This window comes from Rossellomorea yichunensis (assembly GCF_032337515.1).
Taxonomy (GTDB): Bacteria; Bacillota; Bacilli; order Bacillales; family Bacillaceae_B; genus Rossellomorea; species Rossellomorea yichunensis.
In genome coordinates, this window is sequence record NZ_JAVYAD010000002.1 from 265,131 (window position 1) to 283,129 (window position 17,999).

Annotated in this window: 16 protein-coding genes and 2 other annotated features; of the genes, 2 read left to right on the plus strand and 14 right to left on the minus strand. The window is 41.2% G+C overall.

Going from position 1 to position 17,999, the window contains the following annotated elements; genetic code table 11:
• Positions 1-29: 29 nt before the first annotated feature.
• The 11 genes from trpA to RSX31_RS05865 all read right to left on the minus strand — a co-directional run bounded on the left by trpA (position 30) and on the right by RSX31_RS05865 (position 11,325).
• Positions 30-821, minus strand: a complete 792-nt coding sequence (gene trpA / locus RSX31_RS05815) for a tryptophan synthase subunit alpha (protein WP_315633816.1) — start codon at positions 819-821, stop codon at positions 30-32.
• Entirely contained in the window at positions 814-2,016 is a 1,203-nt protein-coding gene (trpB, locus tag RSX31_RS05820) for a tryptophan synthase subunit beta (protein ID WP_148971068.1), read from the minus strand. The genes trpA and trpB overlap by 8 nt, the downstream gene beginning before the upstream one ends.
• Before the next feature lie 33 nt (positions 2,017-2,049).
• On the minus strand, positions 2,050-2,655 hold the full coding sequence (locus tag RSX31_RS05825; protein WP_187443516.1) for a phosphoribosylanthranilate isomerase: 606 nt from the start codon (positions 2,653-2,655) through the stop codon (positions 2,050-2,052).
• Positions 2,652-3,440, minus strand: a complete 789-nt coding sequence (gene trpC, locus RSX31_RS05830) for an indole-3-glycerol phosphate synthase TrpC (RefSeq protein ID WP_148971066.1) — start codon at positions 3,438-3,440, stop codon at positions 2,652-2,654. The genes RSX31_RS05825 and trpC overlap by 4 nt, the downstream gene beginning before the upstream one ends.
• Positions 3,441-4,466, minus strand: coding sequence for an anthranilate phosphoribosyltransferase (gene trpD, locus RSX31_RS05835; protein WP_315633819.1), 1,026 nt, complete (start codon positions 4,464-4,466; stop codon positions 3,441-3,443).
• Positions 4,438-5,049, minus strand: coding sequence for an anthranilate synthase component II (locus RSX31_RS05840; protein ID WP_148994077.1), 612 nt, complete (start codon positions 5,047-5,049; stop codon positions 4,438-4,440). The genes trpD and RSX31_RS05840 overlap by 29 nt, the downstream gene beginning before the upstream one ends.
• Complete coding sequence (gene trpE / locus RSX31_RS05845) at positions 5,046-6,443, minus strand: anthranilate synthase component I (RefSeq protein WP_148994078.1); 1,398 nt, start codon at positions 6,441-6,443, stop codon at positions 5,046-5,048. The genes RSX31_RS05840 and trpE overlap by 4 nt, the downstream gene beginning before the upstream one ends.
• A gap of 71 nt (positions 6,444-6,514) precedes the next feature.
• Positions 6,515-6,762, minus strand: a binding site (T-box leader).
• A gap of 45 nt (positions 6,763-6,807) precedes the next feature.
• Positions 6,808-7,054: a binding site (T-box leader), on the minus strand.
• A 108-nt stretch (positions 7,055-7,162) separates the two neighbouring features.
• Positions 7,163-7,996, minus strand: coding sequence for a GNAT family N-acetyltransferase (locus RSX31_RS05850; protein WP_315633822.1), 834 nt, complete (start codon positions 7,994-7,996; stop codon positions 7,163-7,165).
• A gap of 48 nt (positions 7,997-8,044) precedes the next feature.
• Positions 8,045-9,541 carry an FAD-dependent oxidoreductase gene (locus RSX31_RS05855; protein WP_148994080.1) on the minus strand — a complete coding sequence of 499 codons (1,497 nt, stop codon included), beginning with the start codon at positions 9,539-9,541 and terminating at the stop codon, positions 8,045-8,047.
• A 73-nt stretch (positions 9,542-9,614) separates the two neighbouring features.
• On the minus strand, positions 9,615-11,057 hold the full coding sequence (gene panF / locus RSX31_RS05860; RefSeq protein WP_148994081.1) for a sodium/pantothenate symporter: 1,443 nt from the start codon (positions 11,055-11,057) through the stop codon (positions 9,615-9,617).
• Positions 11,050-11,325 (minus strand): YhdT family protein, encoded by a 276-nt coding sequence (locus tag RSX31_RS05865; RefSeq protein WP_148971059.1) that lies wholly within the window; start codon positions 11,323-11,325, stop codon positions 11,050-11,052. Before RSX31_RS05865 ends, panF begins: the two co-directional genes overlap by 8 nt.
• Positions 11,326-11,664: 339 nt before the next feature.
• On the opposite strand from RSX31_RS05865, the gene RSX31_RS05870 reads away from it, so the two are divergent.
• Positions 11,665-13,215: a hypothetical protein gene (locus RSX31_RS05870; RefSeq protein WP_148994082.1), complete on the plus strand. Its 1,551-nt coding sequence runs from the start codon at positions 11,665-11,667 to the stop codon at positions 13,213-13,215.
• Between the two features lie 51 nt (positions 13,216-13,266).
• Here the strand turns inward: RSX31_RS05870 and RSX31_RS05875 are convergent, their stop codons facing one another.
• Positions 13,267-13,935, minus strand: a complete 669-nt coding sequence (locus RSX31_RS05875) for a phosphatase PAP2 family protein (protein ID WP_315633824.1) — start codon at positions 13,933-13,935, stop codon at positions 13,267-13,269.
• Positions 13,936-13,968: 33 nt separating this feature from the next.
• Entirely contained in the window at positions 13,969-14,799 is an 831-nt protein-coding gene (ku, locus tag RSX31_RS05880) for a non-homologous end joining protein Ku (protein WP_148994084.1), read from the minus strand.
• A 137-nt stretch (positions 14,800-14,936) separates the two neighbouring features.
• Here ku and RSX31_RS05885 point away from each other — a divergent pair, with 137 nt between their 5' ends.
• Positions 14,937-16,799 carry a DNA ligase D gene (locus RSX31_RS05885; RefSeq protein ID WP_315633826.1) on the plus strand — a complete coding sequence of 621 codons (1,863 nt, stop codon included), beginning with the start codon at positions 14,937-14,939 and terminating at the stop codon, positions 16,797-16,799.
• A gap of 50 nt (positions 16,800-16,849) precedes the next feature.
• Here the strand turns inward: RSX31_RS05885 and dapF are convergent, their stop codons facing one another.
• On the minus strand, positions 16,850-17,845 hold the full coding sequence (dapF, locus tag RSX31_RS05890; RefSeq protein ID WP_148994086.1) for a diaminopimelate epimerase: 996 nt from the start codon (positions 17,843-17,845) through the stop codon (positions 16,850-16,852).
• Positions 17,846-17,999 lie beyond the last annotated feature (154 nt).

Sequence of the window (17,999 nt, forward strand, 5' to 3'; positions counted from 1 at the left end):
TCATTTATTTACGAAGAATTCAGTAATCTTTACAATTTTAATTCTTTAGCCTTTGAAGCACTGATTAATTCTTTTATTTCATCAAATGATCCATGCTGAATCAAATCGATTATTTTGCTTCCAACGACCACTCCATCACAGTATTTACTCATGGTACTCACATGTTCAGGAGTAGATATTCCAAACCCGGCAAGTACTGGGACTTGACTGTTTTCTTTTAATTTATTCAGGTGATTTGAAATATTGTTTCCAAATCCTTCTCTCGTTCCAGTAATACCATTAATCGTAACAGCATAAAGGAACCCTTCAGTGACGGAAGCCAATTCCTGAATTCTCTCTAACGGACTCGTAAGCGTTGCTAATTGAATAATGGCGATTCCATTTTCTTGAGATGGCTCCCTAACCAATTCATGATGTTCAAGTGGCAGATCAGGAATGATCACACCGTCCACCCCTGCATTCTTACATTCCTGAAAGAAACGCTCTACTCCATATTTGTAAATGGGATTAATATACGTCATAAAGACTAACGGAATGCCAATTTCCTTTCTACTCTCATTAAGCACTTCAAACACCTTTTGCAGTGTCGTCCCGTTCTCCAGTGCCCGCTTCCCTGCCTCTTGGATGGTCGGGCCATCGGCAACGGGATCAGAGAACGGAATCCCGACTTCTATGGCCGTCGCCCCTCTTTCTTCGAGCATTTTCAAGGTCGATATCAAGTTCTCTATACCCCCATCCCCTGCCATCACGTAAGGAATGAATAGTTTGTTTCCTTTATCCAGTTCAGCTTTAAACGTATTCTCAAGAAATGATTTACCCATGTTGACTACCTCCCAGTAACTCTTTCACTTGTTCCACATCTTTATCCCCTCTGCCGGATAAACAAATCACTACTGACTCTTCTTTTCTCATTTTTCCTGCTAACTTCACCGCATAGGCGACTGCGTGTGAGCTTTCAAGTGCTGGTATGATTCCTTCTGTCTGGGACAGCTGCTTAAATGCATCTAATGCTTCCCGGTCTGAAATGGACGTATATTCCACTCTATCAATGTCTTTCAAGTAGCTATGCTCCGGCCCGACACCAGGGTAATCAAGGCCTGCTGAAACAGAGTGGGCTTCTTGAATCTGCCCTTCATCATTTTGCAGCAGGTACATCATGCTGCCATGAAGAATCCCGACGGACCCCTTTGTTAATGTGGCTGCATGTTTGTCGGTTTCAACCCCGCTTCCAGCCGCTTCCACACCGTATAAGTCAACTTCCCTATCATCAATGAACGGGTGAAACATTCCGATGGCATTGCTGCCGCCTCCAACACAAGCGACAATGGCCTTAGGGAGGCATTGTTCCTTTTCGAAGAACTGTCGCTTTGTTTCCTTACCGATCACACTTTGAAAATCCCGTACCATTTTAGGAAATGGGTGTGGCCCTAACACGGAACCGATAATATAGTGTGTGTCCTCTACATTTGCTACCCAGTAGCGCAGGGCTTCATTGACTGCATCTTTTAATGTGGCACTTCCCTGGGTGACACTCACCACTTTCGCTCCCAGTAACTCCATTCTGAATACGTTGAGCTTCTGTCTGCGAATATCTTCCTCCCCCATAAAAATGACGCAATCCAGGTTTAAAAGGGCACATACGGTTGCCGTTGCGACACCGTGCTGCCCTGCTCCTGTTTCCGCCACGATTTTTCTTTTGCCCATCCGTTCTGCAAGCAGTGCCTGACCGATTGTATTATTGATTTTGTGAGCACCCGTATGATTGAGATCCTCACGTTTTAAATAGATTTTCGCTCCACCTACCTGTTTGCTTAGATTTTCAGCAAAGTAGAGTGGGTTTTCTCTTCCTACATAATCCTTTAAATAGTTTTGAAGTTTCTCTTGGAATCCTTCATCCTTAGAGGCTTCATCATAAGCCTTTTCCAATTCTTGAACTGCCTTCATCAATGATTCCGGAACGAACCTTCCCCCGAATTGCCCGAATAACCCTTTTTGATCTGGTTGTGCGTATATCATCTCAATTCCTCCATTCATTGATTTAATCAATCGTTATACCGACTTCGCCTCTCGAATAAATGATTCTATCTTCCTTCTATCCTTCTTTCCATCCGTCTCCACACCACTTGAAACATCCACCATATAGGGACGGACCTTTGTGATCGCCTGCCGAATATTATCCAGATTCAATCCACCGGCAAGGATCAAGTGTTGAGGGATGTTTAGTGAATGGACATAATCCCAATTAAACGTTGTCCCATTCCCTCCACGATATGGCCCATTTCCACTGTCCACCAAAATCATCTCTCCGCCAAAGTGTTCGATCCCATCTAAGTCTTCTTTTTCCTTTATCGAAACCGCCTTGATAAAAGGGAGATTGAGACTATCACAAAATTGGACTGATTCATCGCCATGAAGCTGTAAGTAATCTAGATTTACCGTTCTGGATATTTCCTCCATCTTATCTTTAGCCTCATTTACAAACACGCCAATTTTTAATACATTCGAAGGTAGTGAAGCACTTATTAGTGCCGCTGATTCTACGTCAATTTTTCTTTTACTATCAGCGAACACGAATCCTATCGCATCAGCTCCCGCTTCAAGTGCCCACTGCGCCTCTTCTTGTCTTCTTATTCCACACACCTTTACTCTGGTCATTTCACCACGCCTTTTCTCACTTGTAAGGAAGCAAGCTTAGTTGCAGGGTCATCACTTCTCATTAACGTCTCTCCGACGAGTACCCCATCCGCACCTGCGTTTACGACTCGGTGACAGTCATCTTCATTTCTTATACCGCTTTCACTTATGAACACGATATCTGTTCCATTTACCATGGAGCCGAGAGTTTCTGTAATCAGAAGATTTACTTCAAAGGTTTTCAGGTTACGATTATTCACACCAATAATGGTTGCCCCTAATTCCAAAGCGACATTCATTTCTTCTTCATTATGAACCTCTACCAGAACTTCCAGGCCAAGCTTCGTTGCATAAGAATATAATTCTTGTAATCTATTATCATCCAGGGCAGCCACTATAAGAAGAATGACATTTGCCCCGGCATCTTTGGCACGATCAATCTGGATTTCATCGATAATAAAGTCTTTACACAGAATAGGGAGGGAGACTGCTTTTCGAACATTTGCGAGATCTTCCATACTCCCTTTAAAGAAGGGAGCATCGGTTAATACCGATATGGCACATGCTCCCGCTTCTTCATACTTCTTGGCTTGAACCACGGGATTCACTCCTGTTCGGATATCTCCTTTTGATGGAGATGCCCTCTTAATTTCTGCAATTACCTGCAATCTGGATGCTGATTTTAAAGCTTCATATAAGGAATGATCGGGAGCCCCCTTATAATTATAGGATTCATACCCTGCATTTTTTAACTCTTCCACTTCCACTTTCTTTTTTTCAAGAATGGTTTGTAGTATGGTAGACAATTAAATCACCTGCTTTCGACGTTGTTGACTATAACAGACCAAGGAGTGGAGCTTTTCTTTAGCACGACCGCTTTCTATACTTTCCCTGGCAAGCTTTACACCTTCTAGAAAAGTGGCTGCTTTGCCATGAGCGTACAGACCGATTCCAGCATTGAATAAGACCGTATCAGTGTAAGCTCCTTCCTTCCCACTTAATACTTGTTCTAAAATAATGGCATTGTCTCCCGCGTCCCCCCCACGTATCTCTTCGAGGGAATAATATGGAAGGCCGACATCTTCTCCCTTTAATATAAGTGAAGTAATTTCCCCTTGATCCAGCAGAACGAGATGATTTTCTCCTGCTAATGAGGCTTCATCCATGTAATCAGCTCCATTAAGCACAATCGCTCGTTTTCTGCCTAATTCATGTAAAACATGCGCCATCGTTTCTAATTTATCTCTTCTATATACCCCTAGGAGCTGAGTTTCCAGATGAACCGGATTCGTTAATGGTCCAATAAGATTAAAGATGGTAGGAATCCTTAATTCTTTCCGGACCTTCATTACCTTTTTTAAACCTGAGTGGATATGGGGTGCAAATAGAAAAGCAATATTGGTTTCATCCAGTAAACTTTCCACCTCATGTGATTGAAAATCGAGGGCTACCCCTAAATGTTCTAACACATCAGCACTACCTGTTTTACTGGATATACTTCTGTTACCGTGTTTCGCGACCTTCACCCCGGCCCCGGCAAGAACAAATGCACTCGTTGTACTAATATTAAAGCTTTGGGATCCGTCTCCACCTGTTCCGCAGTTATCCAATATTCCTGGGGCCGTGCTTTTAATCGGCATCGCTTTCTCCCTTAAAACTTCAACAAGGGCGGTAATTTCATCTACAGTTTCCCCCTTCATTTTTAACAAGGTCAGGAAACAGGCGATTTGACTATCCGTTGTTTCTTCATTGAACAATTTCTCTACTGCCTCTCTCATCTCTTCTCTCTCTAATGAATGCCCGTTAGATAGCTTCTGTAGATAGGGTTTCACGGTTATTCTCCTTCCTCATCTGAACTAAAAAGTTTTGAATGATTTTCTTTCCTGTTTTCGTACCGATGGATTCCGGATGAAATTGAAGACCGTACATCGGATACTTCATATGCTTTATCGCCATGATTTCTCTATCATCCATGGACAAAGCGACAGTCTCTAACTGCGTCGGAAGGGTCCCATTCTTAATCACCAGGGAATGATATCTCATCACCTCTAATGGCTGTGGAAGATATTCGAATACTCCGCCGCCATCGTGTTTAATGAGGGATGTTTTTCCATGCATGACTTTCTCAGCCACTTCGATGGTTGCTCCGAATGCTGCCCCGATTGCCTGATGCCCTAAACAAACCCCTAAAATCGGCACACTAGCGTGAAGATTCTGTATTATCGAGATACAAATGCCCGCATTTTCCGGTTTCCCAGGACCAGGTGATAGAATGATTCCCGAAGGATTCAATTCCTTGATTTCTTCTAATGAAATAGCATCATTCCGTTTCACGATTACTTCTTCACCGAGCTCTTCTATATACTGATACAGGTTATACGTAAAGGAATCATAGTTATCAATAAGAAGGATCATCCTGTCACCTCCAATAATGATTTAGCTTTATTCATCGTTTCTTCATATTCACTGGCTGGGTCTGAATCATAAACAATCCCGGCACCAGCTTGAACATATGCCGTTTTATCTTTAAGAACCATCGTCCGTATGGCAAGGGCAAAATCCAAATTCCCATTTACACCGATATACCCGACAGCACCTGAGTACACGCCGCGCTTTGTGGTTTCAAGTTCATTGATGATTTGCATCGCCCTGATTTTCGGTGCTCCACTGACGGTACCTGCCGGTAAGCAGTTTGATAATGCTTCCAGTGGTGCTACTTCTTCTTTTAATTCACCCTTTACTTCCGAAACGATGTGCATGACATATTTATATCTCTCAATTGTTAAATACTTTGAAAGGTAAATGGAGCCGATTTCACAGACTCTGCCTAAATCATTCCTGCCTAAGTCAACCAGCATTCGATGTTCAGCGATTTCTTTTTCATCTGTCAGTAATTCCTTCTCGAGCTCCCTGTCCAGATCATGTGTTTCTCCCCTTCTTCGCGTTCCTGCGATTGGATTCGTGGTGATTTCCCTCCCTTGAACTTTCAGCAAGCTTTCTGGTGATGCACCCATTACGACATAATCCTCGAAATCAATGAAGAACATGTAAGGGGACGGATTGGATTTCCTCAAGCTTCTATAGAATGAAAAGGGATCTCCAGAAAAGGACGCCTTAAGTCTCTGAGAGAGCACGACTTGAAATATCTCACCTTCTCCTATGGATCGCTTTGCCCTTTCCACCTTTTCCATGAATTCATCTTTCGAGGTTTGAGCATGGAAGGACAGTCGATCCAGCTCCTTTTTATGAGTTTTCAAATACACATTGTTCAGCTCAGCCTCTACTTCCTTCACCTTTTTATCCAAATCTCCTATGTGATCCTCTGTCCACTCATTCATGACGACAATAAATACTTTGTGCTCCAGATGATCAAACACAATGACTTTTTCATAAAACATGAGATGAATATCCGGCATTTCCAATTCATCTTGGGGAGTTATACCGATGTCTTCGTAGTGTCGAATAACGTCATATCCCAGATATCCAATCCCCCCACCTGTAAAAGGAAAAGGCGCACCTTCTAATTGGTTGGAAGGTATGAGGCTTTGAATGATTTCAATGGGATTTCCCTCTATTTCATCAATTTCATTTACAGATGATTTTTTTAACTGTACGGCATTTCCGTATGCTTTACATTCTAAAAATGGATCACTCCCTACAAATGAATACCGACCGGATTGTTCATGCTTCAAAGAGCTCTCCAATAAATATTTTTTCTTACCTTTTAACGATTGAAAAAGTGAGATGGGTGTAAATATGTCTCCATTTAATTCTTTCACTACATAATCCAGTGCTTGCTGTTTCATCATTTCATGCCTCCAATTCAATGTTCCGCTTAAAATAAAATAAAAAAGTCCCCTATGAACAGAAAGCTCTGTTCATAGAGGACGATGCTGACCGCGGTGCCACCTCTGATTGGGATACGCTGACGTATCCCCTCTTGCTTCAAGTACGGGGTCTATCACCCGATACTCTATCCTTTTAACGGTGGAATTCCGTACGATCCTACTTCCATTCAGATCATCTCTCATAAGTCCATTCCACACAAGCTATCATGCCAAGGTCTCACCATCCTTAGCTCTCTGTCATGCATCACTTGAATGTACTCCTCTTACTCAACGATTTATCATTATTAAGTTATAAAAAAAGGGCATCCCTATCCATTTACATCATGTAAAGGACGAGATACCCGTGGTGCCACCTTTGTTGACTGCCTGAACAGTCCACTCAATCGTATCGAAGCGGTTTGCTTGAATACGCGTCTTTTGTAACGATAAGACATTCGCCAAAGCCTACTCCCTAAAAGTTTCGGTCTGGAGGCTCAGAAGTCCATTCCCAAAGATCGTTCACACTGGTTCTCACCAACCACCAGCTCTCTTAAGTGTCGATCAGAGGTACTCCTCTTCGTCAAAGCCATTCGCTCATTTAATTAATTGTTTATTATACTAATAGCTTTCCTTCACAATGTCAACTATTTATATAAAATAATATTCTGGTATGTATCAAAAGGTTCACACAATGGAAATCATCATTGAATCGCAAACGGGCTTATAGCCGATTTCCATATAAATCTTGTTGGAGGTGGGAAGTCCGTATAAAGGGAACAAAAGGAGTGGTCCTTCAACAAAAGACGGCTCAGTTCTGCTACAACAGAAGACGCGTACCCTTTTCTCCTGTATTCTGAAGGGGTGTATACAAAATTTACGGTAATGCCGTTTTCCGTTTTTCTTGCACCCCGTGCCATGGAAACAGGCTTCCCATCCACTTCCCACAAAAACACATATGGTTCATTTTCAATCATATCCCTTGACCGATTCAATGCCTCTCCCTCAGTAAGAGCCAGTTCCCCGGTATCTTCTACAAAACCTATCAACCATTGGGCAAGGAGCTCTTCATGTTCTTTACGCACAGCTATCATCTTCCCACCGCTTAACGGGATATCATTCACTTTACCCAGTTGATATACACGCTGATTCATTTTCACATTGTATCTATCTCCCGTTAAATGACACCAAGCGTGTGTCAATTGAAGTGCGAGCTCCTTCTCTGCTAAAAAACCCGGGAAGTTGATACCCGTATTTCCACAAAACGAATGTAGCTCTTTGACTATCTCATGTACGCCTTCTTTCTCCACCTTAAGTGTACTGACAAGGTAATGAGGAGGGGTCATGATTAGAGATCCCATCACCGTCCCGACCTCATTTTCCACTAAAAGAAGAAGAGGATCTTTATATTTGTCACTCGTTTTCATCGTGTTCAACAAACCCAAAGGCAGGTTATTCGCCGCTTCATCCTCCATTAAAAGGGAATGGACCTTTTCGTGGAAGACTGTCGGGTCTTTATACTGTATCAACTTGTACATATTATCACCCCATTCCCAGAATTCGACATAAGTAGTCGAGGTTCCTTCTTACCTCTGAAGTTTTCTGCCTGTAATGGAGTGAAATACATGGTAAGCACTTACAGATACACCGATGGTCCCTGCACCTGGAAAGACTGAATCTCCACATACCCATATATTTTTCAATGGAGTCCTGTGAGAGAGACTCTTGAAGAGAGCATGGTCATTAGATTGAGGAAATCCACCGACTATGCCCCCGGGCCGCCCGGTAAATCGTTCCCATGCTTTAGGTGCCCCAGTGTAAATATCTACAATGCTATCTCTTATAGTTGGAATGACTGATTCTATGGAATTGATCAATTTCTCCTTAAGATCCTCCTTGTATGTATCATATTTTTCTTTGGTTTTCCATTCTTCTAATTTAGTATGCGTTGATACCGTTAAGGTACGGAATCCTTTCGGGGCACGCTTACGATCATTTGGATGGGATAGCGATAAGAAGAGATGGTCCCCTTCTGTCATATTTCCATTTGGGCTTGCACAAATTTGGGAAAACAACGGATAGGATTCCGGTAGTGATTCTTCTTTCAATAACATGTATAGGGACATGGTGCCCCAAATTGCTTCATCCTCTTTTGCTTTTAGATAGGTATCAAGTTTGGGTGTATATTGTGGGGGAAGAAGATTTTTTAAGGATTGTACCGGAACGTTGCATACAACATGATTTGCACGATATTCATTGCCTCTATGATCAAGGATTATCCATTCTTCACCAGAATGATCACGGTCGATGCAAACCACCTTTCTCCCTAAAGTCGCTTTAACCCCTATGGATTCTGAAAATCCGACAAGACTATGGGCTATTTCGAATAATCCACCATCCAGATAAAATGCTCCTTCATGATAAATATCCAAACCGAGGCATCCCAGCAATAAAGAGCATTGATCGCTGGTCACCTGCATGCTATCGATCAGTTGTCCATCGATAAAATGCTTAAAAGAAGAATGTTGGTGGATTCCGTGTTTTTCTAATAAATCGAGCATTGTTTTCTGGAAGGAAGGAATCAGTGTCAGAGTTCTGGGGTGTAAACTCATCGTTAGCTCCACCCAATCTTTTAGCGTTTTAGGAGGAAGTATCGGGAGCGCGACCATCAGCTTTCGAATTTCGTCGGCTATCCTGTACACTTCTTCATAAAAAGCGCTGAGCTTCGATGATACTTCGGGATATGCTTTCTTCAACTGATTCACATGTGTTTCCCTATTACGGTAGAATATCAGTGTTTTGTCAGGAAGATGAATGTCCATAACCTCATCAAGCATGAAAGACACAGGGGGTTCTATCCCTAAATAGTCAAAAATACGCTGATGGATCCCTCCTTTTTCAAAACCCATTCCAAGAGTCGCCCCTACGGGAAATAAGGCTTTTCCTCTCTGGAATTTACCAGCGCATCCTCCCCATTCCCTGGAAGCCTCAAGAATCTGTACATTGTAATCAGCACTTCCAAGGAGTGAAGCTGCGGTCAGACCGCCGATTCCTCCACCTATTATGACAACAGAATTTTCCAAGATACTTCACCCCATTCATTGATTCTTTTCTAAAATGTACGCTTTTCCCTTATTAAATACAAAAATGGATGGGTTAAACCCATCCATTCTGCCGATATTGTACTTGAGTAAAAAGGGAAACGACCACATACATGAAAAACGAAATGACAATTGGAAATATGACCGTGTGCATATCCAGATAATTAGGTGCGAAACTGTGAAATAAAATGTACGCTACCAGTCCTGAAATCATAGAAGCAAAGGCACCATGAGCATTTCCTTTTTTCCAATATAAACCTAAAACGATTGGCCAGATAAATACAGCTTCAAGTCCTCCAAATGAAAATAAATTAAGCCAGATAATTAATTCAGGCGGACTCAGCGCCATAAGAAAAACGAGTATTCCCGTTATACTAGTCACCCAAAAGCTGATTTTTTTGACTTGTTTTTCCTTTGCATCCTTATTGATGAAATTCATATACACATCTTTCACAATAGCCGAGGATACAATCAATAATAACGAATCCACTGTCGACATGATCGCGGCCATTGGAGCAGCCAGGACAATCCCGGCAAGCCATGGTGGAAGAACTTCTAATGCGAGAAGGGGCATGACTTTATCAGCCACTTCTATTCCCGGGACTACGACCCTTGCAAGCACACCAATCAAGTGCATACCGAGCATAATGGACCCGACCACAATGGTTCCGATTATGAGCGCTCTGTGCAAGGATCTGGAATTCTTATAGCTCATGGCTCTAACTGCCACTTGAGGTAATCCGACAACACCCACACCCACTAAAATCCAGAAAGAAGAAATATAGCGGGCACTTAATTCTCCATCAGGACCATGTGGACTTAATAAGTCAGGGTTTTCCGCTTTCAATCCCATCATGATGTTCTCCATGCCACCTCCGGCTATGATAGTGGCAATCAACAGAATAATGGTCCCACCAAGCATGACCACACCTTGAATGGCATCCGTGATGGCAACCGCACGAAAGCCCCCGATAATGACGTAAACAAGTACCGATACGGCAAACAGAAAAAGAGCACTCTCGTAAGATAAACCGGTTAAAGATTCAATGAGCCTTGCTCCCCCTACCCATTGAGCAATCATGGCTGAGAATAAAAAGATGATAATACTGATGGCCGATAGAATCGTGATCTTATTACTGCCATATCTGCCTTGTAGATAGTCGATCAAAGTAACGGCCTTGTATTTCCGGGCCATAATCGCGAACTTTTTCCCAAGTATAAGGAGAACAAAGTAACCTGTCACAACCTGTGACATGGCCAAAAGAACCCACGATAAACCATATGTATATGCTGCGCCCGGCCCTCCGATGAAACTACTGGCACTTCCATAGGTCGCAATCATGGTCATCGCCAAGATAAATCCGCCAAGCTGACGGCTTCCCAAGAAGTATTCCTGGACAAAGGAATCTGCTCTACTCACATTTCTGGCCGCATAAATTCCCACAATAAAAATCAAGATTAAAAAAGCGAATAAGGGAATCAATGCCATACTATTCATGATCATCCCCCTCATCGTCAAAAGGAATGTCAGTAAGCATGTACTTTACGACGATAATCACTAACAATACCATAAGAAAAAAGCCAACGATGCAGCTGTAAAAAAACCATTCAGGCATCCCGAGGATCCAATCGTAATCTGAAACCTGTTGACCACCTAAACCGAATGCAAAACCATACCACCATAAGAAATTTATAAGAACAAGTGCTATTCCTATCAGTGCCTCGTGACCAGCAACCCTGAACCGTTTATCTTCATTATGATCCACTTACTTTTACCCCTCCTTGAAATACACATCCTTTAACAATTTACGACAGGAAGAAATGAAATGCAATATAAAAAGACAGACCGGAACCATATGCATCCGGTCTGTCTTTTTATATTTAATAAAGGGGGTTTTTCATGAACCATTCTCTCTATTGAAAGAGGGGGAACTCTTTTGTTTAAATGAGAATGATTTTCAATATCATTTTAATCCCTCTAATAATAAATGTCAACATAAAACTTTTATTTATATAAGGAAATATTTGGTGCCTTAAAATGTGAATTATGATAAAATTCTAAATTGAGCTTATATTATAGAGATAGAGAATCGAGGGGGATATGTTTGAAAGAGAAATTCAAATCATTTGGAATACCTTTAGTGTTAATCATCCTGTTTATAGGAGCATTATTTCTTCACCAGCTGTTACAAGTAAAAGAACAACCACAGCCTGATTGGAGTAGATCCATCCCATTAAACTACACTTCTGAAGAACGCCCTGTTATCTTTAATGGAGATAAAGCACTCTTCTTGGCAAGTAACGGGAAAATTACAGGGTTTACTTTCGAGGGGGCACTGGATTCAACCAGTGAAACAACGCTAGACACCAGCGTTACCCGGGGCCACCCTTTTTGGACAGACGGTACGAAGGTCATTCAGATCAAGGATGACAAGTTAATCTCTTCAGAGAATAATGAAGTAATGACGATTGCTGAGGAAGCAACAGGAACCAGTGCGGCAATGAACTTTGTGTATTTCTGGAATAAAGAGAACCTTTTTTCTCTTAATCCTACTGATTTATCAACGAAAGAGGTTTTCAGCTTTTCTAATGAAATCCTGGACGTCTATATTGGAAATAGTGGCAGTGCCGTAGTACAGGTTAAAATAGATGACGGTCACTCTCACCTGTACTACATGGATGAGACGTTCCAAGTAGTGAAAAATCCATTTGCAATCGTAAACACAGCAACGAATCACCACATTAATGGATTAACCTTTACCGCGGAAAATAATCAATTAACACTTCTATATAATGAAGAGATGAGAGCCCAGGGCACATTGTCATATAAGATTTTCAAGTTACAAACACCGATGGATGAAATAGGATCTTCTATTTTGAAGCCCACAAAAATCGATTTTATGAACGAAATGTCAGGGAGCAAACTTCAAAGTCCAAGAACCGCACAACTTCTTTCCATTAATGGAGAAAAATCCATTCTCTTCACATCTGAAGGTCATCGGGTTGGGGATGAAAATGCGATCAGTCTATATGTAGCACCCTTCAGTGACTCTAATCAATTAACAGCGGCACCGGTCAGTACAACAAAACATTTTACTTATTCTCCACTTCAGCTTACCAATAAGAATATTGCTTGGTTGGATTATGATGGAGATACGTATGAATTATTTGGTGCTTCACAAGATGCACAAGTTATCGCCGATAGCATAGAATGGTCGAAACGAAGTGTCAAAGAAGCCGTAAACAATTCCGTACTAATGATATTCAGCAGCTTAATCACGATCATGGTTTCATTTTATTGGGTACTGCCTTCCCTATTTCTTTTAATTCTGCTTTATATTTTTAAACCAAATATATTTGAGAAGGAAGAGATCAACTGGGTTGAATATGCCTCTATCATTATGTTTTTAGTAATGCCGATAACCTTCATCACTAAAGCGATGGGCGATTATTTCTACTTTGCTGCTCCGGAATACCTGATGTTTTCAGGAAGTGAATATATAGTATTACTCGTTATCAGCGCCATTACTTCACTATTATGGAAAGTTGGGAGAGATCCTGACTGGGGTACTTTTGGTGGAGTATTCTATTTCATGGGTATTTATATTCTACTCTATGCCACTTTAATTGGACCGTATATTTTTAATTTATTTTAATGATAAATGGAAATAAGCGCTCAGAAGAATTTCTGTGCGCTTTATTTCTATTTAATTCTCTCTTTCTTTCCAATGTTTTCGTTTATGGAAGTAAGCATAAATGACGATACAAAGCGTCAACCATGCACCTCCCGCAGTGAAACCTCCAAGAATGTCACTTGGATAATGTACCCCTAAATACACTCTGCTAAGACCAATCAATAGCACTAGGAAGCTGACAGCAATGACACTTGCCCACTTATACCGTTTATTATCTAAAGCCCGAAATAATATGAATGCAAGGGTCCCGTAGAATACAAAGGAACTCATGGAATGACCACTGGGAAAACTATAACCGCCTTGCTCGATCAGTGCTTCAATATCAGGTCTTTCCCGTTTGAAAATCCATTTTAGCAGCCAATTAAATCCTGCTCCTGTTGTGATGGTAATTCCTACAAACAGAGCAAGTGGATACTTCTTGAGAAACAAAAGTATGACCACAACACAAATGGCAAATATTGTGATCCCTTCCACGCCACCCAAAAAGGTAATCGACGTCATAAAGGTCGTTAACCTCGGGGAAATGAACCCTCTTACAATCTCAGAAACACCATTGTCAAATTGTGCGATTTCATTTTCTTTCCACTCCTCGACAATCGTCACGAATCCCCATGTAAATGCAATTAGACAAATGACTGATAGGACAACAAATATTCCTTGTTTTATTTCTTTCTCCTCCAAAACTTGTCCCTCTCTTTATTCACGACTTATATTTTATTGAGCTTTTTTCTTTGAAGTCGTTTTCTTTTTCGTTTGTTTTTTCGTCTTTTTAGGTTTGGATGAATCAATGGAGGCTTGAAGTGCCGCCATTAAATCTGTCACATTTTCTCTTGGCTCTTTTTCTTTCGTTGTGACTACCTTTTCCCCGGTTTGCTTTGATTCAATCAACTGACTCAAGCGTTCACGATACTGATCTTTATAATTCTCCGGTTGAAATTCAGTTGTAAGCTGATCAATCAACATCGTTGCTGTTTCCAGCTCTTTGTCCGTTATTTCATCTTCTTCTGGAACATTCGGTACATCACCCGTGCCTCTTACCTCATCTGGATAATGAATGGTTTCCATTACAAGCGTATTCTCATACACCCGAACGATGGAGAGTTGTTCCTTCGAACGCATCGTGATCTTGGCAATCCCAACTTTCCCGGATTCCTGAAGAGCTTTTCGCAATAATGAATATGCTTTTTTCCCTCCATCATTAGGTGAAACGAAATAACTCCGATCAAAGAATATGGGGTCGATTTCCTCCATTTTGATAAAGTCTACTATTTCCACTGCTTTATCCCCGTTTGCTTCCTTCAATTCCTTCAATTCCTCTTCTTCAAGAACGACAAATTTCCCCTTGGTCACTTCATAACCCTTAACGATGTCATCATGTTCGATTTCTTTTTCACAAGCTGGACATACTTTTTCATATTTAATTGGAGTATGACACTCTTTATGAAGTGAACGAAGCTTTATATCACGATCTTCTGTAGCAGAATGAAGTTTAATGGGGATGTTCACCAGTCCAAAACTGATAGAGCCTTTCCAAATCGTATGCATATATCAATACCCTCCTTCACATAAACTAATCCCTTATCATTATCATTTAGTTGATCGATACTCTTCATTCCCTTAAACATTTGGAAATAAATAAACCCTCATTGGTCACACTAATACTAAAAATCAGGTGAATAGATATGAAACCGATGCTACCTACCTTATATGATGAACTCCCTGAAAATGAGGACTGGCTTTATGAAGTGAAATATGATGGGTTTCGCGCAGTTCTCAACGTTCATTCTAAGAATCAGATAAGCCTTCAAAGTCGAAACGGGAAGGAATTGCTTCCTCACTTCCCGGAAATTGAAGAACAGATTAAAACTTTACTCAATAAAAAAAACTTAACCGTTCCTATCATTTTGGATGGGGAGATTGCCCTGTTACGTTCTCCCTACAGCAGTGAATTCTTTGAATTGCAGGTAAGAGGCAGAATGCGCAATAAGCAGAAAATTGATCATGCTGCAGCCGGGAGACCCGTTAAATTTCTGGCTTTCGATTTACTCCAGTTTGGAAAGAAATCATTTGCCCCCGAACCCTACCTTACAAGAAAAGAAAAATTGAAAGAGGTTTTTACCTTTCTTCAATTGCCGTTAGATCCGTCGCCTTCTCACCCATCTTCCCTTCAAATGGTTTCCTATTTCAAGGATCGGCAGGAAATATGGGAACTTGTAGAAAAAGAGGAAGGTGAGGGTGTTGTCGCCAAGAGGAAGCATAGTAAGTGGGAAGCGGGAAAACGAAGTACGAGCTGGGTGAAAACCAAGAATTGGAAACACTGTCACTGTTTCATCACTGCGCTTGATGAAACGAACGATTACTTTCACATTGGCATTTTCGATGACGAAAAGATTATTCCTATTGGCTTATTTCACTTTGGTCTTTCTCCTGAAGAGAAAAAAACATTAAAAGCAATGATTAAAAAGAATAGTACGAAGAATGAGCATTCCCTTCACTACATAGACCCGGCTATAACTGTGGAAATTTCATATTTGAATTGGTATGAGGGTCAACTGAGAGAACCACATTTTCATCGATTTCTATTCTCCATTTCTCCAAAATCCTGCACAATGGAGCAATTCAAGCTGGACGAAGCATCCATTCCTCCTGGGGTTGAAATCACTCATCCTGATAAGGAATTGTTCCAGAAAGTCTCAATGACTAAGCTTGATTACGTTCGGTATCTTAGGAAGATGTCCGTCGCTATTTTGCCTTTCCTGCAGGATAGGCCATTGACTTGTATTCGTTTTCCACACGGGCTCTTTGGTGAATCATTTTATCAAAAAAATACGCCTGATTACGCCCCTTCATTTATTGAAACGTACAAGGAGGACAACATCGACTATACGGTATGCAATAACTTGGAGACATTGATTTGGCTTGGAAATCAGCTTGCATTGGAATTTCACATTCCTTTCCAAAGGACAAAGGATTCATCGGTCACTGAAGTTGTCTTTGATTTAGATCCACCAGGCAGGGATCAATTCTCCCTGGCGGTTAAAGCGGCTTCCATTATGAAAGAACTATTCGACCGACTCAACCTGCATAGTTTTGTTAAAACGTCGGGGAATAAGGGACTGCAAGTGTATATTCCCATACCTCCGGGTTACTCATGGAAGGACACCGGCTTGTTTACTGAATTCATCGCACACTACCTTGTAACCAATTATCCTGAAGATTTTACGATCGAGCGGTTAAAAAAGAACCGAAAAGGCAGGTTATATGTGGACTACATTCAGCATGGAGAAGGAAAAACCATCATTGCGCCTTATTCCTTAAGGGGTAATGAAGATGCTTTAGTAGCAACTCCACTCTGGTGGTATGAAGTAAATGAGGACCTTCATCCAGAACATTTTACTATAGATGTTGTTCTGCAGAGGTTCCAGAAGATGGGATGTCCCTTTACTAGATTCGAATGGGTAAAAGACCTCCAGCCATTTGATAAGGTGATTCAATTTTTGAAACAGCAATCCAACAACAAAAAAAAGAGTGTCCCAAAAGCTTAGCTCTTTTGGACACTCTCGTCTGAACTTGCACATCAGGTTCTTTTATTCGTTTAGGCGCTCATAAATACTTTACTATCGACAATTGATTTGGCATGATTTTGAAGCAGTTCGTACGTTCCTTCTTCAGTGAAATCCTGTCTGGAAATCTCACGATAATCCTCAGGATGCGAGATAGACAATTCAAACTGGGCCTGGTAGAGATATGTTGCATTCCCGATCAACTCCATATTGTATTGCCCTTCACCTAATTGGTTCACCACGACACGTACTTTTCCCCCATTATTATATACATCTATTTCCTTGCCGAATTCATTCTGATCGAGTAAGCATGTCACAAGACTGGAAGCAGACATAGCCGTTCCACAAGCATTTGTAAAGCCTACACCTCTTTCGAATGTACGAACATAAATCGCACCTTTTTCTAATGGATGAACAAAACTTACATTGACTCCATCAGGAAAGAGATTATTGGGACCATTTACTGTTTCAGCAATCGTCTTCTGTTCATTCGAAAGAATATGTTCTGTGCTTACAACACTAATTAGATGAGGGTTGGGGACCGCAAGTGCAGTAAACGATAGCCGATCTGAAATTTCAGGAATCATCTCGTCCACTAACGCCTCACGATCCATATTCATCGGCAATTTATCCAATTCAAATAATACAGGAGAAATTTCAACATTATACGTCGGTATATTTTCATAGATAGCCTCTTGTGCTGAAACACGCAGATCAGCTTTCATCGTCTGAATCACAATCATCGTTTTGTCGAGAAGCTCACACACATAGCGACCTACACAACGAAGTCCATTCCCGCACATGGATGCTTCAGATCCATCTGCATTGAATACCCTCATTTGTGCATCGCAATGTTCACTTGATAACACAAATAGGATTCCATCCGCTCCAATACCCGACTTTCGATCACATAGCGCAAGGGCAAGATTTTGCCTTGCTTCTTCAGTGAATTCATAACCATTCGTCATTTCATCAATTAGTAAAAAGTCATTTCCTGAGCCATGACATTTAATTAGATTCAAGTTCATCGTGAATCCCTCCACGGTAATTTACTAGTAAACTATTCTTAATAGTCTTAGCTTGCCACAAACAAGCTCTTTTCGCAATCATCTCACCCGATATTATTTAAGATAATCCTCTTGGTGTGACTTGTAGAAAGGTAAAAGTTGAATTTCTTCGTCC